This window comes from Bradyrhizobium jicamae, from assembly GCF_018130695.1.
Lineage (GTDB): Bacteria > Pseudomonadota > Alphaproteobacteria > Rhizobiales > Xanthobacteraceae > Bradyrhizobium > Bradyrhizobium jicamae_B.
Genome location: NZ_JAFCJX010000007.1, coordinates 38,325 through 64,719, shown reverse-complemented (window position 1 = coordinate 64,719; position 26,395 = coordinate 38,325). Strand labels below are relative to the sequence as shown.

Here is a 26,395-nt window from a genome sequence, read left to right as displayed (position 1 = left end):
ACCTCAGCTATGCAGCGTTAACGAGGCCGCCTTTGAACTAGGCAGCCTTTGAACTAGGCAGCCTTGCCGAGCTCGGCGCCCAGATGCTTCAGCTTCGGCATCACCTCGTTCTTGAGCAGCTCCAGCGAGTGCCGCCAGGCCTGCGGCTTGTGCTTGTAGTCGAAGCCGAACACCAGCAACACGCCGAAGCCGCCGACCTCCCGATAGATCTGCTCGATCTTCTCGGTGACGGTCTTGGGCGAGCCGACGATCCAGTTCCGCCGTGCGCAATATTCGACGGTGACGTCGCTGTCTGATACGTCGGGCTGGTGCTTCAGATAATCCTTGAAGCCGAAATGCCCGAGCAGCGGCAGGAAGTACTCGCTCATCATCCGGCCCATCATGTCGCCGGTCGACAGCTTCCAGGCCTCCTCGTCGGTGTCGGCCACGAACACCTCGCGCACCAGCCGCCAGTCGGCGCGGCTCGGCTTGCGGCCGGTCTTGGCAGCACCGATCTCGACGGATTCCCAGTGGCTGCCGACATAGGCCGGGTTGAGATTGAGGCTCATCGGGATGAAGCCGCGCTCGCCGGCGAGCTTCAGCGTGTCCGAGTTCTTCGACAGGCCCGCGACGCCGATCGGCGGATGCGGCCCCTGCAGCGGCTTGATGTGCGGCTTGAGGAAATCGAACATCGTGTCCGGCTTGGTCACCGTCCAGAACTTGCCCTTGTGGGTGAACGGCGCCGGCTCGGTCCAGAGCTTCAGGATGATCTCCAGCGCCTCGCGGGTCATGTCGCGGTTCTGGCCGCTCATGCCGTCGACGTTGAACATCGCCCAGTCGCTCGGCAGGCCCGACGCGGCGACGCCGAAATTGAGCCGGCCCTCCGAGAGATGGTCGAGCATCGCGACGCGGTTGGCGAGCTCGGCCGGGTGGTGATAGGGCAGCAGGAAGCCGCCGGGCCCGATGCGCAGATTCTTGGTCTGCAGCAGCCCTTGCGCGACCAAAAGATCCGGCGACGGGTGCGGCTCCCAGGGCGCGGTGTGATGCTCGCCGATCCAGGCTTCCTTGTAGCCGAGCTCGTCGAGCCAGCGCAGCGTCTGCAGGTCCCAGTCGTGGCCCTCCTTCAATCCGCACTCCGGCGGATGCGAGGGCATCGTGAAATAGCCAAGCTCCATCTTTGCGTTTCCTTCCTCGGTTGCATGTTGCGATGCGTCTTGCCGCGCATTCGCTGACGAGATCAGCAAGCGCCATGCCAGGGGCGCACACAAAAAATGGGCGGCGAAAGCGGCTGCTTTGCGGCCCGTTGCAGCAGGAAGATCGCGGAAGGAAGGAGGCGTGCGTCTCACCGTCGCGAGACTATGTCGCGACGGTGAGACGATACGATCAGCCCGCGGCGCGGCGCGGCATCGCGTTCGGCTCAGCGTCGGCCTTGGCGGGCACGGCCATCAAGATGGTTTGGCCCGGCGCGGTGATCTCGATGCCCTGCTCCTGGAAGCGCCGCTTCATGCGGCGATTGAATTCGCGCTGCACCGGCCAGCGGCCTGAATCCGTGCAGCGGATCTGGCCGACGATCGAGACCGAGGCGCCGTCGACCTTGTCGACGCCCCACAATTCGAGATCGCTGCGGATGGCGGAGCGGAATTCGGTCTCCTTGCGCATCTCGGCCACGATCTCCTTGAGGATCTCGCCGGCACGGTCGCTGTCCTCCCTGTAGGCGATGTTGACGCTGACGGCGGCATTGCCGGCGCCGCGGCTGGCATTGGTGATGGTGGTCACCGCGCTGAACGGCACCACATGCACCGAACCATCGCCGGCACGCAGCCGCATGGTGCGGATCGAGACGTTCTCGACCGTGCCCGACAGTCCGGACACCGTGACGTTGTCGCCGACCTGCACGGTATTCTCCAGGAGCAGGAACAGCCCGGTGATGAGATCCTGCACCAGCTTCTGCGAGCCGAAGCCGATCGCGATGCCGACGATGCCGGCACCGGCCAAGAGCGGCGCGACATTGACGCCGATCTCGCTGAGTGCGGTGAGGCCGACCACGGTGACGATGGCGCAGAGCAGCGCGGTGCGCAGCATCGGCTGGAAGGTACGCAGGCGTGCCGCGCGGGCGTAATGCCCCTCGCGGGACAGCATATTGAGCTGCCGGTCCATCAGCGCGTTGCTGATCTCCCAGATCGCGGCGGCCGCGAGCGCCGCAATCGCGATCGTCACCACCGCCGACACCAGGCGGCTGCCGATCTGGCCGCCATAGAACCAGACGATGGCATCGACGCCCCAGACCTCCAGCAGCGCGACGAAGCCGATGAAGGCGATGACGGAGGCGACAATCTTGCGCAGCAGCGGCAGATAGCGATTGGCGCGCGCCTCCAGTCCGGGGAAGCGATGCAGGATATCGGGCGCGATCCTGAAGCCACGGTCGATCAGGCTCAGCACCACCATGGTGGCGAGACGCGTGATCAGCAGCACCGCGATAGTGCCGACGAAATATTGCAGCAGCAGCGCATAGCCATTGCGGATATTGAGCGCCCACACCGTCCACAGTGCGAGATCGAGCACGATCGCAAAATAGTGCCAAACGCCGGCGAGGCGATTGCGGATCCGCGCCGCGGCGCCGGTGCGATCCGACGGCGCACGGATCGCGGACGCGATCTGGCGGCGGCACTGCAGGATGATCACGACGAGGAAGAGATGCACCACCAGCATCACCAGGCGCACCACCGCGGCATAGCCGGCGCGATGCAGCCCGAGGATCAGCGCGACATTGGCAAAGGCGATGCCGGAGACACCGACGGCGACGATACGGCGCGCCCAGATCTCGATATAGGCCGCGGTCTCGGCGCGGACGCGGAACAGGCCGAACGGACCGGCGAGCGCACGTGCGACGCAGATCAGCACGCGCGACAAAGCGTAGGCGTTGACCACGGCGAGGATGACGAGCCGTACCGTGTACTGGTCGCCGATCTCGGTGCCGAGCAGCATGGTCGCGATGCCGACGAAGGCCACCACGGGCAGCAACTCGAGAAGCAGATGCCCCAGCACGAAAGGCAGCCGGATCAGCGACTGCCAGGCGCGGACGAGAGACAGGCGCCGTCGATGCAGCTCCGGCTCCGGCGTGACGTCGGCGACCGATGATGGCGGATCGGCGATGGCAATCGCCTGCGCCGGGGCGCGCGCAGCCTGCGGCACGCGCGCTTCCAGCAACGCGACCGGCCGGCGGATCAGGCGGATGACCAGCCACTCGGCGGCAAAGGCACAGCCGAACACCAGCGCGAGCTTCCAGGCGATATCGAACAGCTGGTTGTACGCCGCAGGATCATTGGCGGTGCGGACGAACCAGTAATAGAAGGCCGGAAAATGCGTCAGCGTCCGCGCCATGTGCGCGATCTCGTGACTGATCTCACCGACCTGCTCGGACACGGTGAGCAAAAGCTGCGCGCCGAGACTATCCGCGGTGAGCGGGATCGGCGACTGCTCCTTGGGCTGCTCTGCTTGCGGCGTCGCGTTGGCGATCGCGCGCAAGGTGTCGATCATCTGCGCGCGCTTCTTGTCGTCCTGCAGCGTTTCGAGCGCGCGCTTGGCCTGGTCCGGCGTCAACGCATCGGTATTGGCTTGCGGAGGGGTTGGCGCGGCGCTGACTTGAGCGATGGCAGGAGAGGCAAACAGCGCGAGCGCGAACAGAATGGCCGGCAGAAGCTTGTGCGACACGAGAGCCCCTTCTTAAAATGTTTCGCGCGACGACGAGCCCGTCGACCCGGGGTCATCTTCGCGCGTGCGTCATGTCGGATGTGCCTTTTCGCCCCCGCGATGTGTCGGAAGTTTGCCGGCGTGGGGGCGATCTCTTGGCATTTGCCAAGGGCGACGCACATGGAACCACACGCTTGACGTGCGCCCGATTCCATGATGTTCTTATTTTGTTCTTTCTGTCCTCAGTTTGCGTCCGGAGCATTTCATGCACGATGTTTTCGCCAGTGACGGCGCGGTGCGGCTCTTCATTCATGACAACGACACGACACCGCTGCAGTTTGTCCGGGACCTGCTGCACAGCGTGTTCGGCAAGTCCGAGCAGGAAGCGATCGTGCTGACCGGACAGGTCGAGCGGCACGGCGGCATCATTTGTGGACCTTATCCGGGGCCGGTCGCGCGCGCGCTGCTCAAATCCGCGCAGGATGTGATCGAGGCCGCCGACGAGATGCTGCTGATCACCGGCGAAGCCGTCGACGGTCACGATCCCTGCGACCTCTGCGGCGCGCCGAAGACGGGCACGACCGTGTTCCTGGCGCGGAAATCCGCCTGCCTGTGCACCGACTGCATGCTCATCGTGCGGCAGGCATCGGCGGACCTGCCTGACGACGCCTTCAACAAAGCTTTCGTCGCGCTCGACTGGCATTTCACCGGCATTCCACGCAGCCAGCTGGTGACGCGGTCGCGGCAGTTTCCGGGCCACATGCGCGCCGACGTCCAGGTCGCGATCGACAAGCTGTTTACCGCGCCGCTGCACTTCTTCGGCATTCACGAGGCCTATCGCTACGAGACCATCGGCTTCGCCTCGCTGATGAAGGACAGCCGCGATGCGCCGGTGGTAGCGCCGCCGGAATATCACGACGTCGATATCGGCGAGGGCATGCCGATCAAATGTCTCGTCAACGGGCTCTGGCTGTGCCGCAGCGGCGAGCTGCGCTACGCCGTGCTGCTGGTGTTTCATCGCGAATATGATCGCGAGCCGGCGGTGCGGATCGAGCTCGCGGTGCCCGCAGGGACCGATGGCGACGCCTTCGTGCAGCGCACCTTCGCCGAACTGGAGGCCGCAGTCGATGCGGCGCGGTCCTATCGCGGAAAAATCCTTTCGCTTGAAAGCGGCTCCAGCTACCGCGGCCGGTCGCGCGGCGTCACGGTCCACCGCTTGCCGCCGGTCGCGCGCGACGCGGTGATCTTGCCGGAGCGGACGGTGCAACTGCTCGATCGCAACGTGCTCGGCTTTGTCGCCAGCCGCGAGCTGTTGCGCAAGCTCGGCCAGTCGACCCGCAAGGGCATCCTGCTGTACGGGCCGCCCGGCACCGGCAAGACCCACACCATCCGCTATCTCGCCACCAATCTGCCCGGCCATACCACGCTGATCATCACCGCCGAGCAGGTCGGCATGCTCGGCGCCTATATGAACCTCGCCCGCCTCTTGCAGCCGGCGATGGTTGTCATCGAGGACGTCGACCTGATCGCACGCGACCGCGACGACATGGGGCCGTGCGAGGAATCACTGCTCAACAAGCTGCTGAACGAGATGGACGGCCTGAAGGAGGACGCCGACATCCTGTTCGTGCTCACCACCAACCGCCCCGAAGAGCTCGAAGCCGCACTGGCCGGACGTCCCGGCCGCATCGACCAGGCGATCGAGGTGCCGCTGCCCGACGAGATCGGCCGCAGCAAGCTGGTGCGGCTCTACGGCAAGGGCCTGCCGCTCGCGCCAGATGTGATTGACGAAGCCGTGCGCCGCACCACGGGCGTCAGCGCCGCCTTCATCAAGGAGCTGATGCGCCGCCTCGCCCAAGCCAGCATCGCACGTGACGGCGGCCTGACGGTGAGTTCACCTGACATCGACGACGCCATCTCCGACATGCTGTTCGCCGGCGGCCGGCTCAACGCAAAACTGCTCGGCGGCGCACAAGGGATGAGTGCGGGGTAAGGACGGCGTTGGCCGCGTTGTCGGCATCTCAAAAATGAGATACCCATGACGTCCATGACCATCCCGTTCGAGAAACTGAAAGCCCGCCTGCTGGCCAATCCCAAGATCAAAGCCGAATACGATGCCCTCGCGCCCGAATTCGAGATTGCTGCCGAATTGCTGCGGGCGCGGCGGCGCGCCGGACTGTCGCAATCGGAATTGGCGGCGCGGATGGGTACCAGCCAATCGACCATTGCACGACTGGAGAGCGGTCAAACACTCCCGAGCACCAAGACATTGTTGCGTTATGCCAAGGCCACCGGCAGCAAGTTTCAGGTGAGATTGCCGGCAGCGTAAGGCCGCGCTGACTTAGCCTTGCGCCGTCGGCGGCAGGATCAGGTCCCGCTCACCTGCCGCGACCCGCGCGAGTTCGGCTGACATACGAGCGAGCACGCCTTCCCATGCCTGCGGCGCGCGCTGGCGGAACAGGCGCATGGTCGGATACCACGGCGAATCCTCGCGGTCGCGCAGCCAGCGCCAATCAAGCGCGTAGGGCAGCAGCACCCAGACCGGACGTCCGAGTGCGCCGGCGAGATGCGCCACCGACGTATCGACGGCGATGACGAGATCGAGGGCTGCGACCGCGGCCGCGGTGTCGGCGAAGTCGCCGAGCGCCAGCGCGAGATCGACGACGTCGCCGCCGAGTCGCGCCAGCACCGGGCGATCTTCCGGTCGCGGCTCCTTCTGCAGGCTGTAGAGCTGCACGCACGGCACGACCAGGCGCGGCAGTACGGCCTCCGCCGACAGCGAGCGCTGCCGATCGCCCTTGTGGCAGGGATTTCCAGACCAGACCACGCCGACCTTCAGCGCCGAGACGCCGCCGAGCACGCGCTGCCAGCGCGTGACGCGCGCCGGATCTGCCTGCAGATAGGGAATGTCCGCCGGAATGGAATCGAGCGTGGTGCGGAAGATGCGCGGCAGGCTCATCAGCGGCAGCTGCAGATCGAACGGCGGCAACGGTTCGCCGCGCGCCGCCACGGTGACATCGGGCCGTATGGTCCGCAGCAGCGCGGCAAGGGCCGGCTGCACCTGCAGCACGACCGGACCGCCCATGTCGGCGGCCATCGGCAGATAGCGCACAAATTGCAGGGCGTCGCCGAGGCCATATTCGGCGAACAGCAGCAGCGTGCGGCCATCGAGCGGCTCGCCCTGCCATTCTGGCTCGGTGAATACGGGATCGCCGTCAGACAAGGACTTGCATTGCCGGCGCCAGCGATATTCCTCAAAGCCGGCTTCGAGGTCGCCGTTCATCAGCAGGAAGTGCGCGTGGTTGTAATGCGCCAGCGGCTGATCCGGATCGAGCGCGATCGCCCGGTGCGAGACCTCCAGCGCCTCGTCGATCCGTCCGGCATTGCGCAACGCGACGGCGAGATTGGCGTGACCCTTGGCATAGTCCGGGTCGGCGGCGATGGCACGGCGGTGCGCGGCGACCGCGGCTTCGACGAGATTCTGCGCCTCGAAGATGATGCCGAGATTGGTGTGCGCCGGCGCGTGATCCGGATTGAGCACAAGCGCGAGCTCGCAGGGCTCGATCGCTTCCTCGAGCCGGCCGAGCTCGCAGAGGCATGCGGCGAGATTGCTGAGGATGACGTAATCGCTCGCGTCACGGGCGGAGGATCGGCGATAGATCAGCGCCGCCTCCTCCAGATGGCCGGCCTCGTGCAAGACGAGGCCGAGCAGCCGCAGCGCCGCGTGATGATCCGGACTCAGTTCAAGGGCGCGGCGGTAATGGACGATCGCGTCTTCGAGACATCCTTGCCGATAGAGCGCAGCGCCGAGATTGCAATGCAGACCGGCATCGTCGGGATCGAGAGTCAGCGCATGGCGGAAAGCGGCAACGGCGTCATCGAGCTTCTTCTGGTCCGCCAGCACATTGCCGAGATTGAGCCAGACGCCACGATAGGCGCCATCGCGCGCGATCACGTCGCGATAGCCGTCCTCGGCCTCCGTGAGGCGGTGCTGCGCGGCGAGGCTGACGGCAAGGTTGAAGCGCGCCCGCGTCAGATTTGGATCGAGCGCGATCGCCGTTCGATAGGCCGCCTCGGCCTCGTCGAAACGACAGAGATCGTTCAGCGCAACGCCGAGCTTGACGTGCAGGCCGGCATCGCGCGGTCGTAGCGCCACCCCGCGCTGGAACGCCGCCAGCGCCCCCTCGCGCTCGCCCTTCACCGCCAGCGCATCGCCGAGCGTGGCGAAGGCTGGCGCGTGCTCGGGATCCAGGCTGAAGACGCGGCTGAGCAGCACCGCCCCCTCTGCCGCACGGTCGGTGACGAAGGCGATCACGGCCGCCAGATGCAGCGCCGGAACATGATCGGGATCGGCGGCGAGGATGTCGTCGCACAGCGCCTCGGCCTGGCGCGGCTGCCCGGCATCGTAATGCGCGACCGCCTGCAACAGAGTCCGATCGACCGCCGCCTGTCCCCGTCCCTGCCCCACGATGCGTCCCGCTCTTGTTGACCCCAGATAGGGGTTAAACGGGCGAGCGCGCGGATTCCGGCGCGGGAACCTTCAATGATGATACGCGGCGGGATCTGCCGAGGCCACCTCCACTGGACCAGTCGGCAGATCATCATCGAGCAGCACCTCGTGGCGGATCAGCCAGTCGAGCAGCGCCTGGGCGATTTGCGGCGGCATCGTTGAGCTCCACTGCGCAAGAATGTCGCTGACGTCATGAACGCGACCGAGCGGTGCGAGCACTGAGGGTAACGCGACACCCTGAACGAACGCCACCGGTTCGCTCAGCCGCGGATGAATCAGCGCAGGACGGCGTCGGACCTGATCACGTTCGATGACGGGATGATCGATCAGGCGCGCGTCCGGAGACAATCGCACGCGCAACGGCCGAACGAGAGGCTCGGTCGGGACATGCTGCGGCTGCGGAGGCGCGGAGGCGCGCTCGCGCCAGAACAGCGAGGGCCTGCCTGCTACGTCAGTGTAGAACGCGGCCGACGCCTCGCGGTGACGCGCGGCGTCGGCCGCCACCGCATTGGTGTAGAATTCGATCGCGGCAGCGGCATCGCCGCCGGACAGGATGGTGTTGACGACCGCGCTGCCCCGCAGGCCGGCGCGGATCGCGCTCTGCACGCCCTGCGAGGACAGCGGGTCCATCGCCACGCAGCAATCGCCGATCCGGATCATGCGCGGCGTCACCGGCGTGATGGCGAGACGGCAGCTCGCGTCGCGGGCGCGGACGGGATCGAGCAGGACGGCGTCAGCCGGCATCGAGAACAGTCTTGTCGTCTGCAGGGTGGCACGATAGCGCGCCGCGCGCGTTGTGGGCGAAAGTCCGGCGCAGTCGGCCGCGCGCTGATAGACCTGGGCGACGAACGAGCCGTCCGCAAGCGGGGCGCCCCAGACCCAGCCGTCATCAACCGCCGCGATGCGCAGTTGCGGCCGCCCGAACGATACGCCGCGCCAGCGCCCGCACAGCGCCACCATCGACGGGCCAAGCAACCGGCTGCCGGCGGCGCGACGGCCGCGCGCGTCGACCAGGAAACGCGCCGTGACGCGCGTAGCGCCTGCGGCAGATTCGATGTCGAGCTCCCAGCCCTCGGGCGTTTCCGTCTGCGCCCGCAGCCGTGCCGGGCAGATCACATCGACGCCCGAATCCGCGGCGGTGGCGATCAGGGCGCGATCGAGCCTGTTACGATCGACCATCGCGACGCTGGTCGGCCGCACGATCTCATCGTCACCGCTCCATTGCTGGATGATCTCGTCGCAGCGCAGCGCGTCGGCTGCAGCGATAGCCGCATCGAGCCCGAGCTCATGGAGCAGACGCAACGTCGTCGCCGGCAGCGCCTCGCCAACCACGGCGCGCTCTGCGCCGCGCGCTTCGATCAGCAGCGTATGAAAACCCATTCGGCGGAACGCGCGCGCAGCGATCGCACCGGCCGGTCCGCCGCCGATGACGGCAATGTCTGTGCTCAGGCGCTCCAGCGTGCGCGTCCTTGTCGCTCGCAGGACATCCCTCGGACATCCCGCGCGGTTCCGTCAGGAGTGACGGAGGATCGCACAATCTAAACGCGAGGACAATTCGACGGCGCGAGCCGCGCCGCGGCCGCTCAGGCCAACGCCGGGCTCGTCAGCGCATCGATCCTGGCCTTCAGCGCGGCACCGTCGGCGCAGGCACGCTGCGGCGGGCGGACGCGCAACCAGCCGGCATCGCCTGTCTGCGCGGCGAGGATCGCCTTCAGGATCGCGGTGAAGGAGTCGGTGCCGTTGAGCACGATATCGACGGCGGCCTGCATGCGCGCCTCGTTGCCGGGCCCGGCCAGCATCGACTTGACCAGATTGGGCGCGATGTTGGCCATGCCGCAAATCGTGCCGGCGCCGCCGGCCGCCACCGCGCGCGCGATGTCCGGTTCATTGCCGACAGTGATCGCAAGCTCGGGCACGGCGGCACGGAACGCCTGGAACTGCTTGAAGTCGCCGCTGGAGTCCTTCAGGCCCGCGACGATCTTGCCATAGCGCTTGCGCAAGGAAGCTGCGACCGCGGTCGGGATCGCGACGCCGGAGGCTTGCGGAATGTGATAGAGCGAGGCGCGCAGGCGATCGTCGGCGACGCCATCGAAGATCGCGGCGAAGGCGTCCTCGATTCCCTGCGGCGTGACGCTGCGATCGAAATAGGGCGGCAGCACCAGCACGTGATTGAGGCCGAGGCCGAGCGCAGCGCGCGTCATCGCGATGCTGTCGGTGATGGCGGGGAAGCCGCCGCCGATCCCCATGCGGAAGGCAGGGATGCCGGCCTTGAGCAGAGCTTCAACAGTCGCGACACGCTCGGCGATGCTGAACGAAGTGCCTTCGCCGGTGGTGCCGAACAGCACGACGCCGTCGACCCCCTTCTTGAAGAGGCTCTGAGCATGACCCGCGAGCTTGGCTGCGTCGACGGCGCCGTCAGCCGCCAACGGGGTTGCCGAGGCCACCCAGAATCCACGAATTGCGTCCGTCATGATTCATTTCCTCGTCGCCGGGTCCATGAATTAAGCCTTTGATTTGGCGTTGATCTTCTTGAGATCATCGGCCCGAACCTTGCTTCTTTCGACCTCTTGTACCTTACATACAAGAAGAATACAATGCACCGAAATGGCAGGTCGCGCCGCCGGAAACCGCATGGCGCGCACGTCACTCACCCGAGGACATGGCAATGAACACCACGACGCTCGAACGGCCCGAGACCCTGTTGCGCGCCTTGCGCGACCAGCTCGGCGCACAGGCCGTGCTGATCGGCGACGACGTCCCCGCGCGCAATTGCAACGACTGGAGCGCGAGCCTGCCGCAACGGCCGCTCGCGGTGGTGCGTCCAACAGATGCCGCCGGCGTCGCGCAGGCGATTGCGACTTGCCGCAAGGGGCGCCTGCCGTTCGTGCCGCAGGGTGGGCTAACCGGCCTGTGCGGTGGTGCGGCGCCGCAGGCCGGCTGGGTCGCGATCTCGCTGGAGCGCATGGTCGGCATCGAGGAAATCGATCCGGCCTCCGCGACGATGACGGTGAAGGCCGGCACGCCGCTGGAGACAATCCAGAAGGCGGCCGACGAAGCCGGCTTCTTCTTTCCGCTCGATCTCGGCTCGCGCGGCTCCTGCGCGATCGGCGGCAATCTCTCGACCAATGCCGGCGGCAACCGCGTGATCCGCTACGGCATGACGCGCGAGCTGGTGCTCGGCCTCGAGGCCGTGCTGCCCGACGGCACCGTGATCACAAGCCTCAACAAGCTTTTGAAGAACAATGCGGGCTACGACCTGAAGCATCTCTTCATCGGCTCGGAAGGCACGCTCGGCATCATCACGCGCGTGGTGCTGCGGCTGTTTCCAAAGCCGCGCTCGACCATGGCCGCGCTGTGCGCGCTGAAGGATTACGCCGGCGTCGTCGCGCTGCTCAATGCGGCCCGCAGCGGCCTTGGTCCGCTGTTGTCGGCGTTCGAGGTGATGTGGCCGGATTACTGGGAGGTGATCACGGCGCGCGGTGGCGTGCGGCCGCCGGTGGCGCCCGGTCACGGCCTCTATGTGCTGGTGGAAGCGCAGGGCACCGACGAGAGCGTCGACGCGCCGCGCTTCGAAAGCTGGCTCGAAGGACTGATGGAGCGCGGGCTGCTCGCCGATGGAGCGGTCGCGCAGTCGCTGGCGCAGACGCAGAAGTTCTGGGCGGTGCGCGACATCTGCGCCGAGTTCGGCCAGATCCTGGGACCGCACATCTCCTACGACATCGGGCTTGCAGTGGCGCGGATGGACGAATTCGCCACCCGCTGCAAGGCCGCGCTGGCCAGGGGCATTCCCGGCTGCGAGAGCGTCTATTACGGCCATATCGGCGACGGCAATTTGCATCTCGTCTCCTGGGTGACGGGGCTATCGATCGAGCGCCAGCCGAAGGCGGAGATGGATGCGATCATCTACGGGCTGGTGCGCGAGCTCGGCGGCAGCATCTCGGCCGAGCACGGCATCGGCACCATGAAGAAGCCGTTCCTCGGCCATGCCCGCAGCGAGGCCGAGATCGCGCTGATGCGCACGCTGAAGGCGGCGCTCGATCCCGATCATCTGCTCAATCCCGGCAAGGTCGTATGAACAAGTCGCGGCGCAATGCGCCGCGACTACGATTTGATCTCTGAAAACAGGAACGGACCGTCGTGAAATCGCTGAAGCTCGATGCGCCGAAATCACTGTCGCAGCGGGTGCTGCTGCGGCTGCGCCAGGCGATCATCGACGGTGAGTTTGCGCTGGGTGCTGCCATCTCAGAAGAAATGGTCGCGCAATCCTTCGGCGTCAGCCGCACGCCGGTGCGCGAGGCGATGGGGCAGTTGCAGGCGCAGGGGCTGGTGGTGATCCGGCCGCAGGTCGGCAGCTTTGTCTTCACCCCGAGCGCAGCCGACATCGCCGCGCTCTGCGCCTTCCGCATCATCATCGAGCCGCAGGCTGCCGAGCTCGCGTATCAGCACGATCGCGCGAGCGCGATCGCCGCGATGGAGAGCGCGATATCAGGGATGGAGCGGGCGCTCGCGGCCAGGGACAACGTCGCCTATGGCCGCGCCGACACCGCGATGCACGACGCGCTGTTCGCGCATTGCGGCAACCACTATCTTGCGGAGTCCTATCAGCTCGTCGCCGGCCGCGTCGCCGCGCTGCGCACCAATCTGACCTCGCCGATCGACGTGCAGACGCCGGCGTCGTTCAACGAGCATCGCAATTTGCTCGACTTGTTCACGCGCGGCGATTTCACCAGCTTCGCCACGCTGATGACGCGGCACATCACCAATTCCGGCAAGACCTACGCCGAGGCGCTGCAGGTCGCGTAACGCGTCAAGCCGAGATCCGCGCCTCGGTATCCGCAGCCACCATCCGCTCCACGATCCGCCGCATGCGCTGCGGCGCCGCGTCGATGGCGAGCCGGATCGGCCGTGCATTCGGCCGCGCCTGCGCCACCTCCTCGATGCGCTCCAGGATGTCCTTGTCCTCGTTGAAGGCGACGCGGAAATCGGCGTGCAGGCGCTGATCGACGTCGGCATCGCCAAGCGCGAAATTGCGCACATGCAGCCAGTGATCGATGCAGAGGTGATCGTCGACCGGCGTGATGAAGTGACAGGCGAAGATGCGCAGGCCCGCACCGCGGCCCTCGGGATCGACGATGGCGCCGGCGTCGGCGCTGCCGAAATCGATCACCGCGATGCAGGGCGCGCGATAATCGTAATAGTGCCAGCGGTCGACATTCCCGGCGAAATTGCCGTATTTGGCGAAGATCGGGATCGGCGGCGCATCCTTGATCCAGCGCCAGACCAACACGCCATCCTCGCTCACGCTGTGCTCGACCGGGATCTCCTCGCTGGCGGAATTGCCGAGCGTCGACAAATGCACGAAGCTGACATGGGCGGGATCGCAGAGATTGTCGGCGAGGTTAAGATAGTTGGTGCCGATCTGCAGCGCGTCGCCTTCCGCGGCGTGCCAGCCGGTCTCGTGATATTGTGCGAGGTCGTAGATCAGCGACGGATCGGCGAGCGCGGGATCGCCGGGCCAGATCCAGACCAGGCCCATCCGCTCCTGCAACGGATAGCTCGGCACCCGCGCATTCGCCGGGATCATCGCCTGGCCGGGAATGCGCACGCAGCGGCCGTCGCGGCCGAACGTCATGCCGTGATAGCCGCATTCGATCGCGTCGCCCTTCAGCTTGCCCATCGAGAGCGGCGCCAGCCGGTGCGGACAGGCATCGTCGAGCGCGATGGGATCGCCGGCCTCGCTGCGATAGACGACGAGGTCCATGCCGAGGATGCGATGGCGCGACAGCGCGCGCGTCACGTTGCGCGACCAGGTCAGCGGATACCAGGTGTTCTTGGGGGCAAGCAGGTTCATTGAGCAATCCTCGGCGAGCTAGTTCTTCAGCTTGGCCATCACGTCGGAGTCGGCGGGCTGATAATCGGCACCGTCGACATAGCGCCAGTCGGTCATGACGCCCTGCCCGTCGCGCACCGCGAGCTTGCCGAGATAGACACCCATGGTCGATTGATGGTCGATGGCGCGGAAGGCGACGCGGCCGACCGGCGTCTCAAGCTTCAGATGTTCCATCGCCTTGATCAGATCGTCGGTCCGGGTCGAGCCTGCGGCCTCGATCGCTTTCGCCAGCACCGTGGTGTTGATGTAGCCCATCAGCGCGCCGATGTTCGGCTGCTCCTTGAAGCGATCAAAATAGGCCTTGCGGAAAGCCTCGTGCTCCGGCGTCTTGATCTCGCTCGGCGGATATCCGGTGACGAGCCAGCCGGGCGGTGCTTCGTCCTTCAGCGGCGCGAGATATTCGGGTTCGCCGGTCAGGAGACTGACCACCGCGCGGCCTTCGAAGGCTTTTCGCGTCACGCCTTCGCGCACCAGCTTGGCGAGGTCCGGCCCAAAGGTCACGTTGAACACGGCCTCGGGCTTGTCCGCCATCATCGCCTGCAGCACGGCGCCGGCGTCGATCTTGCCGAGCGGCGGCCATTGCTCGCTGACGAACTCGACATCCGGCCGCAGCCGCTTCATCTCGCGCTTGAAGCTCGCCACCGCCGCCTGGCCGAGTTCGTAGTTCGGCGCGATCGTCGCCCAGCGCCTGGCCGGAAATTTCGCGGCCTCCTGCGCCAGAATGACGGCCTGGGTGTAGGTCGAGGCGCGCAGGCGGAAGGTGTAGCGATTGCCCTTCTCCCAGATCAGCGCATCGGTCAGCGGCTGCGAGGCGAGGAAGAACATCTGCCGCTGCTTGGCGAAATCCGCGACCGCTAGTCCAATATGGGAGAGGATCGTCCCGGTCAGCAGTTCGACCTGCTCGGCGTCCACCAGCTGCGCGGCCTGCGTGATCGCCACGTCGGGCTTGCCGGCATCGTCGCGGGCGATGATCTCGAGCTTGCGGCCGAGCACGCCGCCCCTGGCGTTGATCTCGTCGCGCGCCAGTTCCCAGCCCTGCCGGTAGCCGCGGGTCCCGATCGGCAGCGCCGAATAGCTGGAGATCTCACCGATCTTGATCGGCGGCAATTCGGCCGCCGCGGCGGTTCCGCCGACCAGCGACAGTCCAAGTACGACGCATGTCACCGCATCCGACAACCGCATGCCAGCCTCCCGCTCCGGGATGAAACAATGTATGTAGTACTTACTACATAGCGAACACCGGGATGCCAGACTTGTCAACGGTGAAGAATCCGGCGGGGCTTGCCAAAAAGCAGGCAGGCCGCATCCTGCGGCCGGTGATTTGCGAGAGACGTCATGGCGAATGAATCCGATGGCTCCCTGCGCGAGTTGGTCCAGCCGCGCGCAAGGCCCAGGCGCAAGGCGGCGGCCAAGCCGCGCCGGCGCGTGCGCGCGCCCGAGCAGACCCGCGACGCGCTGCTCAAGGCCGCGGTGGCCGAGTTCGCTCGCGAGGGCTATGGCGGCGCGCGCGTCGATCGCATCAGCAAGGCGGCCAAGAGCAACGACCGCATGCTGTATTACTACTTCCAGAGCAAGGAGAAGCTGTTCCACCACGTGATCGAGCATTGCTATGCCGACCTCGTGACGCGCGAGCAGGCGCTCGATCTCGACTTCAGCCGGCCGCGCGAGGCGCTCGCCGCTCTAGTCGCGTTCAACTGGAACTATTACTGGGAGAACCCGGAGCTCTTGAGCATCCTCGCCTCGGAGAACCTGTTCAAGGGGCGGCATGTCAAGAACAACATCCGCCGCAGTTTCTCCGACACCCAGCTCGGCATGCTCGACCGGGTGATCGAGAGCGGCGTCGAGCGCGGCGAGTTCAGGCCGGACTGCGACCGCTTCCACCTCTATTTGTCGATTCTCTCGCTAACCTATTTCTACCGCGCCAATCTCTACACCCTGTCGAGCTACATGCAGATCGACCTTGCCGACGCGGAACGCCGCAAAGCCTGGCTGGCGCATGTGCAGACGCTCATCGCCGACCAGGTGCGGCCGAAGGTGTGAGCGGACGCGTCAGCGCTGCGCGCAGGTTGGCATCCTCTGGATAGAGCCACACCTGATCGTCCCCGCATTGCACGCGCGATTGCGGCGCGCCGAAACGCGCACGCAGGCTTGCCTCGTCGAGGCGGGTGGTGACGATGAAATTGTAGTCTGGCGCCCGGGCAGGATCGGCGAAGGCGTGGCTGTACCACTGCCTGTTGTTGCCCCAGACATAGAGCCCGCCACCATCGATCTGGTCGATCTGCAGCCGGAAGCCGCTCGCGACGGTCGGGCTGCGCGCATTCCAGTAATCGGCAAGACCCTCGCTGAGACCGGCGTCTTCGAGGCATTTGACGAGCGGATGCTGCCAGGACAACAGCGGCGGCGCGATGGCGGCGGCAGGTCGGCTGGCCAGCATCGCGAGCATAATGGCGGCCTGCAGCACCGACGACGCGCCGAACCGGTTGCGGCACAGATGAGCCAGCACAGCCGCACTGAACAGCAGCGGCCAGCACAGCGCCGGCGCGGTGTAGCGGTACGATCCGACATCGACATAGACCAGCGCCATCGCGGCGACGCTACCCCACCACGCGAGCACGCCGAAGCAGCCGGCATAGAAGACCGTCGCGTCGTCCGGCGACAGCACGATACGCCGTTCGGTCAAGCGCAGACGCAGCCAGCTGACGATCGCGAAGAGCGCGATGATCAGCGGCAGGACGAGACAGACCAGGCAAATCAACGGCCGCTGCTGAAAATATCCTACCGCCTCGATCGCGAAGGTCCGGGCGTGGACGAGAACCTGCACCATCCCGAGATCGGGCTGGCGGACCAGCAGCCGATCGGCAAGCCGGCCGATCACAAGGCCGAGCACAGTCCAGCCCGCCAGTGACGCCGCGCGTCGCCATGCCAAATGGCCGAGCCGGACCATCACTGCCGCGGCGCCGAGCTCGGGCAGAACGAAATCGACGAGGAACTTCTGGCTCGACAGCTCCGCGATACCGACGAGCGCACACAACCACAGGGCCGCCGACCGGCGGCCGCGATCGAGATAGCGCAGCGCGAGCAGGAGGCCGAGCAGCGAGAACAGAAACGTGCTGAAATGCTCGACCGGCAGATAGAGCGCGACGAGATCCAGCACGCGGAGATCGCTGACGGCGATGACGACCGCGAGCAGGCTCACCCATGCGAGCGCGGCGTGCGATGACGACACTTTGGCAAGCCGTGCGATCACTGCCGCCGCCAGCGCCGTCGTCGCGATCGCCTGCAGGAAGGAATAGGCGAACATCACCCGACGCGCGTCACCGCCGGTCAGATAATCCAGCGATACGATGGTCACGAGGTCAGGCGCGATGCTCGGAATGCGCGGCAGCTGGAAGCTGCCGATCGTACCGGGCTGGTGAAACAGATTCCAGGCGAACGACACCGGCAGCAGCGCGTCCGACGTGGTGGCGTGGGGGACGAACTCCGCCGAGCCTTGCGCGTACAGTCCTGCGATTACGGTGCCGAGGATCGCGAGCGTCCACCTCGCCAGCGGCGGCAGCACCCGGAGCGCCCCCAGCCACGAGCGCCGGCTCCGCCGGGATGATGGCGCGGCGATTTCCGCGCGCCATTGGAGCGGCTCGATTACGGAATCAACACCGGCGGCTTGCATCGACCTCTCTCACCACGCGACGACCGCCGTCGTGCTCTCATGCCGGCGCATTTCTGAGCACTGAGATTTGTATTGAACGGTTTCGCGCGTGGCGAGATTGCGGCCGAGCAGAAGTTACTCCGTCTTGGATGGCTTCAGCTTCGGCAGCGTCTCGACGATCTTCTGCTTGCCGTCGACGATCTCGGCGAGGAAGCTGGCGCGGTCGATGTCGCCGTTCTGGTCCCAGGTCGCTTCCATCAGGATGCCCGGCGCCTTGTCCGGTGTCAGCGTCAGGCCGTGCACGGCCTGGCCGAACGCCTTGCTGTCGAACTTGCCGAGTTTCTCGGTGACGTACTTGATCAGGTAGACGGCGGTGTAGCCCTTGATGCCGTTGTGGTCAGGGAGATATTTGTAGCGGGCGTTGAACTTCTTCGCGAATTCCTGAATGGCCGGGATCGGCGCATCGGCAGAGAGCCCGACATGGCCGCGCACGCCATTGGCCGCGGCGCCGGCAAGCTCGACCACCTTCTGGTTCAGCAGCGTGGTCTCGCCGAACAGCGGCGTCGTCAGCCCCTGACGCTTCGCCTCGATCAGGAAGCGCGCGCTCTCCTCCTCATTGGTGTAGACGAACACAGCGTCCGCCTTGGCGCCCTTCAGCTTGATCACGTCGGAGCCGAAATCGACCTGGCCCTGCTCGGTCGAGACGTCAGCCACGACATTGATGCCGCGCGCCTTCATCTCCTTCACAAAGCTGTCGTGGCCGCCCTTGCCAAAATCATTGTTGACCCAGAGCACCGCGACCGACTTCACCTTCATGCCGTCGTGCAGATAGTTCGCGATCTTCGGCATCGAGGCCTGCTGGCCGAACGAGGTGCGGAACACCCAAGGGTTACCCTGCGTCGTGATATCGGCGGCCTCGGCGCCGACGATCTGCGGAATCTCGGCTTGCTGGGTCAGCGCCATGTTGACCTTGACCGAGCCGGAATAGATCGGGCCGAGCACGACATAGGGATCCTTATCCAGCACCTTCTGGATCTGCGCACGGGAGACCCCGGGATTGCTCTGAGTGTCCAGATGCTCGGTCGTGATCTTGCGGCCGAGGATGCCGCCGGACGCATTGACCTCGTCGATCGCGAGCGCGACGCCGTCGCGCCAGTTCGTGCCGGACACCGCGCCGGGCCCGGACAGTTCGACGACGTCAGGAATGTAGACCGTGCTCTGCGCATGCGCGAGGCCCGCCCACAGCGACGCGGCGGCGACGATGCCGCTCCAGGTTCGAAACTGCTTCATGTGATCCTCCCTCTGCTCGTTATTGTTTTGATTGATCGGTTTCACTGGCGATGCCGAGCAGCCGCGCCGGCGTTCGCCACAACAGTCGCTCCCGATCGCCGGCGTTCGGAAACAGCCGGGTCAGCAGCGCCAGCAGCGGTCCGTAATCCAGCCGCTCGGCGGCGCGCAGGAACGGATAGTCCGAGCCCCAGACGCAGCGATCGAGCGTGAAGGCCTCGACCAGCGCCGCGATGAACGGCCAGGTGTCCTCATAGGGATGCGGCGCTTGCGAGAATTTGTAATAGCCCGACAATTTGACGTGCGCGTCGCGCTCACGGCCGAGCGCCAGCAATGCCTGGAACGCTCGCCCCTGCAGCCCCTGCGCAACCGTCGGCCGGCCGCAATGATCGAACACCAGGCGCACGGGCGACTTGTCGATCACCGGCAGCAGCGGCAGCAATTGGTCCTGCTCGACCTGGATCTGCAGGAAGAGGTCGAGGCTGACGAGCTTCTCCAAGAGCGGCGCGGTGTCGCGATAATAGTTGGCGCCGTGGAACGGGACGTTATAGGCCACGCCGATCACGCCGGCGGCCTTCAGCCGCTCCAGCTCCTTGATGTCGACGTCCTTCTCGACAACCGCGACGCCTTTGATCCGGCCGCCGCCCTGCCTCAGCGTGTCGAGCAGGATGCGGCTGTCGGCGCCGTACCCAGTGTTGGTCGCGACCACCAGCGCATGCCTGACCTCGAATGCGTCGAACACGCGCAGCAATTGCGCGGCTGGCGCGATCTCCTGTCCGCTCGGGTGATACGGCGTATCGGCCGCGTAGGGAAAGCGCACGGGATCGATCGCGTGGATGTGGCAATCGATCTTGGGGCCCGCCGGGATCGTCATGACAGCTGCTTCAGAACGTGGCCTGGATGGCCTTGATCAGCTCGGGCGTCACGTCGGGCATGACGCCGAACCAGGCCTTGAAGGCGAGCCGCGCCTGATTGAGCAGCAAGCCGAGCCCGTTCACGGTCAAGCAACCGCGCGCGCGGGCGTCGGCCAGGAACGGCGTCTCCAGCGGCGTGTAAATCAGATCGGCGGCGAGCGTGGACGGCTTCAGCCGTGACAGGTCGATCTCGAGCGCCGGCTTGCCGATCATGCCGCGGTCGGTGCAGTTCACCAGCAGCGCGACATCGGCGAGATCAGCGCCGCGATCCGCCCAGGGCACGGTACTGACGGCCGAGCCGAATTCCTGCGCGATCGCCTGCGCCTTCTCCGCGGTGCGGTTGGTGATGCGGATCTCGCGTGCGCCGTTCTCCAAAAGCGCCACGACGACAGCGCGGCCGGCGCCGCCGGCGCCGAGCAGCAGGATGGGGCCTTCGTCGGCGCGCCAATCCGCCTTGGCGTCGCGCAGGCTCTGCACGAAGCCGTTGCCGTCATTGTTGAAGCCGCTCAGCGAGCCGTCCGGCTCGACCACGATGGTGTTGACGGCGCCGATACGGCGCGCGGTCTCGTTGACGCGGTCGAGCAGCGGCATCGCGGTCTGCTTGTGCGGCATGGTGACGTTGCAGCCGCGGAAGCCGAGCGCGACCAGACCGGCGAGCCCCTCCTTCAGCCTGTCAGGCTCGAGTGCGAGCGGCACATAGGCGCCGCGAATGCCGTGCGCGTTGAGCCAGAAATTGTGGATCGTGGGCGACCGCGAATGCGCGACCGGCATCCCGATGATGCCGGCGAGTCCGAAGCCGTTGGCAGACGACATGGTGCGATACCTACCCCTGATGGGCCCGACGGGGCGCGATGCGCACGCCGGCGGCCGCCGGCACCGCCGTCGAACGCTCGACCGGACCTTTTGGTCATTTGTACAATATCATTAGGTCGACCGTTAACTGGGCGCAATCGAAATCTGGCGCCTGTTAGCCAGCGGTTAACCAGCCCGGCCGGCGAGGGAACCGGCGGAACCTCGGTTTAAGAGGTTTTGCGAAAAGGTCGGTGAAGTCCAAGTCGGCCGCAGCACATGACCCAGATCGCCAAGCTCTTTCGGATCGACGCCGACAATCATGAATTGATGGAAGCCCAGCTCGCCGCGTTCTCGCGCCAGGTGCCGCTGCTGTATTTCATCCTGAGCGTGAACTCGCTCGCCCTGGCGTCCACGCATTTCGGCCTCGCGCCGGCGTATCTCACCGTCGCATTTCCCGCCGTGCTGGTCAGCGCCTGCGCGATCCGCTGCCTGATCTGGCTCCGCCGCCGTGACCGCGCGGTCCAGCGGGACGCGGCTGCGCGCACCCTGCGCTCGACGGTGGTGCTCGGCGGCATCCTCGGCTTCGCATTTCTGGCCTGGGCGCTCAGCCTGTTTCCCTATGGCGACGCACCGCGCCACGGCCACATCCTGTTCTTCGTCGGCATCACCGTCGTCAGCTGTATCTTCTGCCTGATGCATGTGCGCCCGGCGGCGCTGATCCTGACCGGCACCGTGATCGCGCCGTTCGTGATCTTCCTGCTCGCCAGCGGCGAGACGGTGAAGATCGCGATCGGGCTGAACCTGTTCCTGGTCACGGTTGCGATGATCTACATCCTGATCATCTGCTCCGGGCAATTCGCCGCGATGGTCAATGGACAGATCGAGACGCGGCGCCTCAGCAACGAGAATTTCCGGCTCGCCAATATCGACAGCCTGACCGACCTGCCGAACCGCCGCCAGTTCTTCCACCGCCTGACCGACCTTGCGGCGCAGGCCAAGATATCCAGGCACACATTCGTCGTCGGCGTGCTCGATCTCGACGGCTTCAAGGCGGTCAACGATCTCTACGGCCACGGCGTCGGCGACCGGGTGCTGAAGGAAACCGGCCAGCGCCTGCTGGCTCTGTCGGACCAGCGGCAGTTCATCGCGCGGCTCGGCGGCGACGAATTCGGCATCATCGTCGATGCGGAGCTCGACCACGACGCCGTTCTCGCGGTCGGTGCAAAAGTCTGCTCGGCCTTCGATGCGCCGTTCGCGGTCGCCGGCATCCTCGCCAAGATCGGCGGCTCCGTCGGATTTGCGCTGGCGCCCGACGCCGGCACCACCGCAGAGCAGCTTTACGAACGCGCCGACTACGCGCTCTATCACGCCAAGGCGCGGCATCGCGGCCAGCCGGTGATCTTCTCGAGGGAGCACGAGGTCGAGATCCGAAAGCTCTCCACCATCGAGCACACCTTGCGGCGGATCGATCTCGACGCCGAGCTGTCCGTGCATTACCAGCCGATCGTCGATGTCGACGCCACACGCCTGGTCGGCTTCGAGGCGCTGGCGCGCTGGCACAGCCCGGAGCTCGGCCCTGTCGCGCCCGACGTCTTCATCTCCGTTGCCGAGCGCACCGAGCTGATCGGCACCATCACGCAGGTGCTGCTGCGCAAGGCGCTGGCCGCGGCCGCGAGCTGGCCGGACAATCTCTGCCTGTCGTTCAATCTGTCGATGCGCGACCTGGTCTCGGAAGTCACCATCCTGCAGATCGTGTCGATCATCGAGGGCAGCAGCATCGACCCGCGCCGCATCATCATCGAGGTCACCGAGACCGCGCTGATGCAGGACTACGAGCAGGTACAGGCCTCACTGCGCATCCTGCGCACGATGGGACTGAAGGTGGCGCTGGACGATTTCGGCGCGGGACAGTCGAGCCTCAGCTACGTCCATCAGCTCTCGCTGGACAAGATCAAGATCGACCGCGGCTTCATCCGCAATATCGCGGAGCAGGAGAACTCGCGCAACATCGTCAAGACCGTGATCGACCTGTGCCGCAACCTGAAATTCGATTGCGTCGTGGAGGGTGTGGAGACCGCCGAGCAGGTCGAGATCATCCGCCGCCTCGGTTGCGCGACGATGCAGGGATACTTTTTCGCCAAGCCGATGGCGCAACACGACGTCGCGGGCTTCATTGCAAGCTTTGACGTCCCGGATCGTGAGCAGGCCGCGGTCGCTTGACCGCGGTCTCAGCTCAATCCTTCGGGCCCATGGTGCCCGTCGCCTTCAGGCGCGCCGACCGCACCCAGCCCTGCGCGTCGTCGCCGGTCTTGGGATTCATGTACATCACCGAGGTCCAGCCGTCGTCGGTGGCGACGTAGGAAATCAGCATGTCCTTGGGGATCACGAACACGCCCTTCATCGCGCAGGCCGTGTTCGGCGCCGAATAGAACTGCAGCCGGCCCGTTCCCGTCACGACATTGGCGAGCGGCGGCGAGATGATCGCCGTGCCTTTCGATCCGTCTTCCGGCTCCTTGCAATTGGCCGCATGAGCAGAGGCTTCAAGAGAGCCCAGCAGGGCCGCGGCACACGCGAAGCCGGCGAAAAGGGATCTGGCTGAAATCATTGTGTCTCCTAGAGCATGATCCGGAAAAGTGTGAAGCGGTTTTCCCTCGCGACAAACGCCAAAGGCGTTTGCGCGGAGATCATGCTCAAACAAGGACCGCGCCGGGCGCGACCAATCCATGACCGAGATGGGTTTGTCGCCGCAGGGGACGAACAGGTTCGGGAAGGTTCGTATCCGGCAGGCGAATAATCGGTGCGGTTCCGGCGAAACGCATCAAAGCAGACGCGGCGCACCGCCAAAATCAAATGACTCCAGCCGCCTATTGAGGTTAGCTTGATCCAGCCAAACGCGACGATTTTCCGGCAGGCATTGCCCGGGAATGGGTAATAGGGACACGACGATGCGCGTTAACTGGAACGATCTCCAGAATACTTTCGAGTTCGTAAGCCTCGGGCAGCCGGGCGAACATGAAGCCGTTCTGTGCCGTGAATCCGGACAGCTTCTATGGCATTCCGAACTGGTAGACGACTTGGACGAGTGGCCGGACGATGCCGACGACGAAGAAAAGTACGTCAGCATTCCCCACCGCAAGGAGCTCGACCTTGGCAAACAGCTCGTGTTGGATTTCGTCGAGGAGTCTCTACCCGACGACTTCGAAGACGTTCGTCGGATGTTCAAGCACAAGGGCGCTTACGGACGCTTCAAAGATCTGCTGCAACAGCGCAATGCCCTCGATCGATGGTATGCTTTCGAGACCAAAGCGACGGAGAAGGCCCTGAGAGAGTGGTGCGACGTCAATGACGTCGTGATTGATGACGGCGCCACGTCCGGGACGTAACCGTGTCGAAGACCGGGCTCAATCCGCCCGCGGCTCGCCCAGCGTGTGCATCAGACGGTTGGCCCAGCCGAAGATCGCGGCCGACAGCACGAGATCGAGCTGTTCGAGCTCGCTGAGGCCCGCGTCGGCCAGCGCCTGGGCATCGGCGGCGCCAACTTCGCTCGGCGTGGTCGAGAGCTTTGCGGCGAAATCGAACAGCGCCTGCTGGCGCGGTTCGAGCCTGGCGTTGCGCTCGGCGGCGAAGATTTCTGCGATGACGTCGGTCTGCCTGGTCAGGCCGATGAAGCGCGAGGCGTGCACGGCCGCGCAGTAGACGCAGCGATTGACGATGGAGGCGCCGACCGCGCCGAGCTCGCGCTCGGCCGACGGCAGGCCATCCTTGCCGTACATGATCAGATTGAACAGCGGCGAGCGCACCTCCAGCGATTCCGGATCATGCGCCAGCGTCAGAACGTAAGGCGAGACGCCCTTGTTCGACGGCGTGACCTTCATCGCCGCCAGTTGCTCCGGCGTCGCTGTGGCGAGGTCGACCGGCGTGACATAAGGCGACCAGGTCGGGACCGTCGCCGTGAACTGATGGATCGCCTCGCTCATGACGTCGCAACCTGCTTCAGGAGCCGCACGCCGGCAATGACGCGCTGCTGGTAGTTCACGAAGGCGGCGAGCTCGGAGAGACGGACGATGTCGGCCTCGCTGATGCCGGCTTCCTTCAGCGCCGTGATATCGCCGCGCGTCGCCTTGCGCGGCGCCAGCGTGAGCAGGTCGGTGTGGCGCGCCATCGCGTCGTGCCTCACATCACCACTGCTTCCGCCCGGATGCGCCAGCGTCGCGACGTCGAGATCGTTGGAATGGGCGAGATACGACTCGTAATGACCGACCAGCGCCGCATCGCCGAGCAGACGGCACATCCGCGCCGCCAGCGCGGCCCGCAGCGCATGGCTCAGGCCGCCGGGATCGCGCGGCACGATGACGGCGTCATGCGCGGCTTCGCTGAGCCTGAAGATCTCGGCCCGCGCCTGCAACGCCTGGCCGAGCCGCGACGTTGCGGGAACGGCGGCAAAGGTTTCGATCAGCGTACTCATTCATGTCCTCGGGGCATGCAGCGGATTCGTGACATCCGCGACCGTGAAGCCGGGCGGCTGCCCCGTCTCTAGAAACAGGTTCAGCTCGGCCTCATAAGGCGCCGGATCGAGGCCACGTGATGTCAGCCAGTCCGGCTCATAATAGGTCTGCCGATAGCGCTCACCGGAATCGCAGATCAGCGTGACCAGCGATCCGGTCTCGCCGGCGTCGCGCATCTCCGCGGCCAGACGACAGAGCGCCAGGAAATTGGTGCCGGTCGATCCGCCCACCGCACGGCGCAGCAGCCGCGACAGCACGTTCATCGCGGCGATCGAGGCGGCGTCCGGAATCTTCATCATGCGATCGACCACGCCTGATACGAAGGACGGCTCGCAGCGCGGACGGCCGACGCCCTCGATCAGCGAGGGCCGATCGCACACCTGCGTGCGGTCCTGGGTGCGGAAGCAATCGAAGAAGGCCGAATGCTCGACGTCGGCAACGCAGAGCCGGGTCGGAAACTGGCGATAGCGCAGATAGCGCCCGATCGTCGCCGAGGTGCCGCCGGTGCCGGCCCCCATCACGATCCAGTCCGGCAGCGGACGCTGCTCGCCCGCGAGCTGGGTGAAGATCGACTCGGCGATGTTGTTGTTGCCGCGCCAATCGGTGGCCCGCTCGGCGAAGGTGAACTGATCCATGTAATGGCCGCCGAGACGCGCAGCCAGCGCCGCGGCTTCTGCATAGAGCGCGCGGCCGTCGTCGATCAGATGGCAGTTGCCCCGATAGTGCTCGATCGCCGCGATCTTCTCGGCCGACGTGGTGCGCGGCATCACCGCATAGAAGGGCACGCCGATCATCTGCGCGAAATAAGCCTCCGACACCGCGGTCGAGCCCGACGACGCCTCGACCACCGGCGTGCCCTGTCGGATGTGGCCGTTGCACAGCGCATAGAGAAACAGCGAGCGCGCCAGCCGGTGCTTCAGGCTGCCGGTCGGATGGGTCGATTCATCCTTCAGATAGATGTCGATGCCCGACAGCGCCGGGACGATCAGCCGGATCAGATGGGTGTCAGCGGTGCGGCACTGGTCCGCCTCGATAGCGGCGACGGCGTCATCCACCCAGCCGCGCCGGTAGCTCGGCCCGCTGGGCGAGGTGTGACGGAAGGGCGTGCGACCGTTCGACATGGCGAGATCGTGCAACAATCCGATTTAAACATCAAGTTGATTTCTTCATTCTAATATCGAA

General features: G+C 65.7%; 22 protein-coding genes. 7 read left to right on the top strand and 15 right to left on the bottom strand.

Annotation, left to right across the window (positions count from 1 at the left end; translation table 11 throughout):
- Positions 1-53: 53 nt before the first annotated feature.
- Together JQ604_RS11715 and JQ604_RS11710 are read right to left on the bottom strand one after the other, a co-directional pair.
- On the bottom strand, positions 54-1,154 hold the full coding sequence (locus tag JQ604_RS11715) for an LLM class flavin-dependent oxidoreductase (protein WP_212357160.1): 1,101 nt from the start codon (positions 1,152-1,154) through the stop codon (positions 54-56).
- 208 nt (positions 1,155-1,362) lie between these two features.
- Positions 1,363-3,690, bottom strand: coding sequence for a mechanosensitive ion channel domain-containing protein (locus tag JQ604_RS11710; RefSeq protein WP_212357157.1), 2,328 nt, complete (start codon positions 3,688-3,690; stop codon positions 1,363-1,365).
- Positions 3,691-3,934: 244 nt separating this feature from the next.
- Here JQ604_RS11710 and JQ604_RS11705 point away from each other — a divergent pair, with 244 nt between their 5' ends.
- Together JQ604_RS11705 and JQ604_RS11700 are read left to right on the top strand one after the other, a co-directional pair.
- Entirely contained in the window at positions 3,935-5,662 is a 1,728-nt protein-coding gene (locus tag JQ604_RS11705; protein ID WP_212357154.1) for an ATP-dependent Clp protease adaptor ClpS, read from the top strand.
- A 54-nt stretch (positions 5,663-5,716) separates the two neighbouring features.
- Positions 5,717-5,998, top strand: a complete 282-nt coding sequence (locus JQ604_RS11700; RefSeq protein WP_212357151.1) for a helix-turn-helix domain-containing protein — start codon at positions 5,717-5,719, stop codon at positions 5,996-5,998.
- Positions 5,999-6,010: 12 nt separating this feature from the next.
- On the opposite strand, the gene JQ604_RS11695 is transcribed toward JQ604_RS11700, so the two are convergent.
- The 3 genes from JQ604_RS11695 to JQ604_RS11685 all read right to left on the bottom strand — a co-directional run bounded on the left by JQ604_RS11695 (position 6,011) and on the right by JQ604_RS11685 (position 10,650).
- The gene (locus tag JQ604_RS11695; RefSeq protein ID WP_212357148.1) at positions 6,011-8,137 is read right to left on the bottom strand and encodes a tetratricopeptide repeat protein; all 2,127 of its coding nucleotides are present in this window, start codon (positions 8,135-8,137) and stop codon (positions 6,011-6,013) included.
- A gap of 72 nt (positions 8,138-8,209) precedes the next feature.
- Complete coding sequence (gene qhpG / locus JQ604_RS11690) at positions 8,210-9,616, bottom strand: flavin-dependent monooxygenase QhpG (RefSeq protein ID WP_349631095.1); 1,407 nt, start codon at positions 9,614-9,616, stop codon at positions 8,210-8,212.
- A gap of 146 nt (positions 9,617-9,762) precedes the next feature.
- A complete protein-coding gene (locus tag JQ604_RS11685) occupies positions 9,763-10,650 on the bottom strand; it encodes a dihydrodipicolinate synthase family protein (protein WP_212357142.1) in 888 nt (295 codons plus the stop codon).
- A 194-nt stretch (positions 10,651-10,844) separates the two neighbouring features.
- On the opposite strand from JQ604_RS11685, the gene JQ604_RS11680 reads away from it, so the two are divergent.
- Together JQ604_RS11680 and JQ604_RS11675 are read left to right on the top strand one after the other, a co-directional pair.
- A complete protein-coding gene (locus JQ604_RS11680) occupies positions 10,845-12,254 on the top strand; it encodes an FAD-binding oxidoreductase (protein WP_212357139.1) in 1,410 nt (469 codons plus the stop codon).
- 62 nt (positions 12,255-12,316) lie between these two features.
- Positions 12,317-12,982 (top strand): GntR family transcriptional regulator, encoded by a 666-nt coding sequence (locus JQ604_RS11675; protein WP_212357136.1) that lies wholly within the window; start codon positions 12,317-12,319, stop codon positions 12,980-12,982.
- Positions 12,983-12,986: 4 nt separating this feature from the next.
- On the opposite strand, the gene JQ604_RS11670 is transcribed toward JQ604_RS11675, so the two are convergent.
- Both JQ604_RS11670 and JQ604_RS11665 read right to left on the bottom strand, forming a co-directional pair.
- Positions 12,987-14,030, bottom strand: coding sequence for an aromatic ring-hydroxylating dioxygenase subunit alpha (locus tag JQ604_RS11670; protein ID WP_212357133.1), 1,044 nt, complete (start codon positions 14,028-14,030; stop codon positions 12,987-12,989).
- An 18-nt stretch (positions 14,031-14,048) separates the two neighbouring features.
- Positions 14,049-15,251, bottom strand: a complete 1,203-nt coding sequence (locus JQ604_RS11665; RefSeq protein ID WP_212357130.1) for an ABC transporter substrate-binding protein — start codon at positions 15,249-15,251, stop codon at positions 14,049-14,051.
- 153 nt (positions 15,252-15,404) lie between these two features.
- Here JQ604_RS11665 and JQ604_RS11660 point away from each other — a divergent pair, with 153 nt between their 5' ends.
- The gene (locus JQ604_RS11660) at positions 15,405-16,109 is read left to right on the top strand and encodes a TetR/AcrR family transcriptional regulator (protein ID WP_212357127.1); all 705 of its coding nucleotides are present in this window, start codon (positions 15,405-15,407) and stop codon (positions 16,107-16,109) included.
- Here JQ604_RS11660 and JQ604_RS11655 read toward each other — a convergent pair.
- The 4 genes from JQ604_RS11655 to JQ604_RS11640 all read right to left on the bottom strand — a co-directional run bounded on the left by JQ604_RS11655 (position 16,078) and on the right by JQ604_RS11640 (position 20,729).
- Positions 16,078-17,736: a hypothetical protein gene (locus tag JQ604_RS11655; protein ID WP_212357124.1), complete on the bottom strand. Its 1,659-nt coding sequence runs from the start codon at positions 17,734-17,736 to the stop codon at positions 16,078-16,080. The two genes, JQ604_RS11660 and JQ604_RS11655, sit on opposite strands and share 32 nt — an antisense overlap.
- Positions 17,737-17,850: 114 nt before the next feature.
- A complete protein-coding gene (locus tag JQ604_RS11650; protein WP_212357121.1) occupies positions 17,851-19,005 on the bottom strand; it encodes an ABC transporter substrate-binding protein in 1,155 nt (384 codons plus the stop codon).
- Positions 19,006-19,024: 19 nt separating this feature from the next.
- The gene (locus tag JQ604_RS11645; protein WP_212357118.1) at positions 19,025-19,876 is read right to left on the bottom strand and encodes an amidohydrolase family protein; all 852 of its coding nucleotides are present in this window, start codon (positions 19,874-19,876) and stop codon (positions 19,025-19,027) included.
- Positions 19,877-19,886: 10 nt separating this feature from the next.
- A complete protein-coding gene (locus JQ604_RS11640) occupies positions 19,887-20,729 on the bottom strand; it encodes a shikimate dehydrogenase (RefSeq protein WP_212357115.1) in 843 nt (280 codons plus the stop codon).
- A 255-nt stretch (positions 20,730-20,984) separates the two neighbouring features.
- Between JQ604_RS11640 and JQ604_RS11635 the strand changes: the two genes are divergently transcribed.
- Positions 20,985-22,928 (top strand): putative bifunctional diguanylate cyclase/phosphodiesterase, encoded by a 1,944-nt coding sequence (locus JQ604_RS11635; RefSeq protein WP_212357112.1) that lies wholly within the window; start codon positions 20,985-20,987, stop codon positions 22,926-22,928.
- Positions 22,929-22,941: 13 nt separating this feature from the next.
- On the opposite strand, the gene JQ604_RS11630 is transcribed toward JQ604_RS11635, so the two are convergent.
- Positions 22,942-23,313, bottom strand: coding sequence for a hypothetical protein (locus JQ604_RS11630; RefSeq protein WP_212357109.1), 372 nt, complete (start codon positions 23,311-23,313; stop codon positions 22,942-22,944).
- Between the two features lie 340 nt (positions 23,314-23,653).
- Here JQ604_RS11630 and JQ604_RS11625 point away from each other — a divergent pair, with 340 nt between their 5' ends.
- Entirely contained in the window at positions 23,654-24,091 is a 438-nt protein-coding gene (locus JQ604_RS11625; RefSeq protein ID WP_212357106.1) for a hypothetical protein, read from the top strand.
- 18 nt (positions 24,092-24,109) lie between these two features.
- Here JQ604_RS11625 and JQ604_RS11620 read toward each other — a convergent pair whose 3' ends face one another.
- The 3 genes from JQ604_RS11620 to JQ604_RS11610 are packed head-to-tail and all read right to left on the bottom strand — an operon-like array spanning position 24,110 to position 26,334.
- The gene (locus tag JQ604_RS11620; RefSeq protein ID WP_212357103.1) at positions 24,110-24,685 is read right to left on the bottom strand and encodes a peroxidase-related enzyme; all 576 of its coding nucleotides are present in this window, start codon (positions 24,683-24,685) and stop codon (positions 24,110-24,112) included.
- Positions 24,682-25,173 (bottom strand): CMD domain-containing protein, encoded by a 492-nt coding sequence (locus tag JQ604_RS11615; protein ID WP_212357099.1) that lies wholly within the window; start codon positions 25,171-25,173, stop codon positions 24,682-24,684. The genes JQ604_RS11620 and JQ604_RS11615 overlap by 4 nt, the downstream gene beginning before the upstream one ends.
- Positions 25,174-26,334 carry a PLP-dependent cysteine synthase family protein gene (locus tag JQ604_RS11610; protein WP_212357095.1) on the bottom strand — a complete coding sequence of 387 codons (1,161 nt, stop codon included), beginning with the start codon at positions 26,332-26,334 and terminating at the stop codon, positions 25,174-25,176. It abuts the gene before it with no gap.
- Positions 26,335-26,395 lie beyond the last annotated feature (61 nt).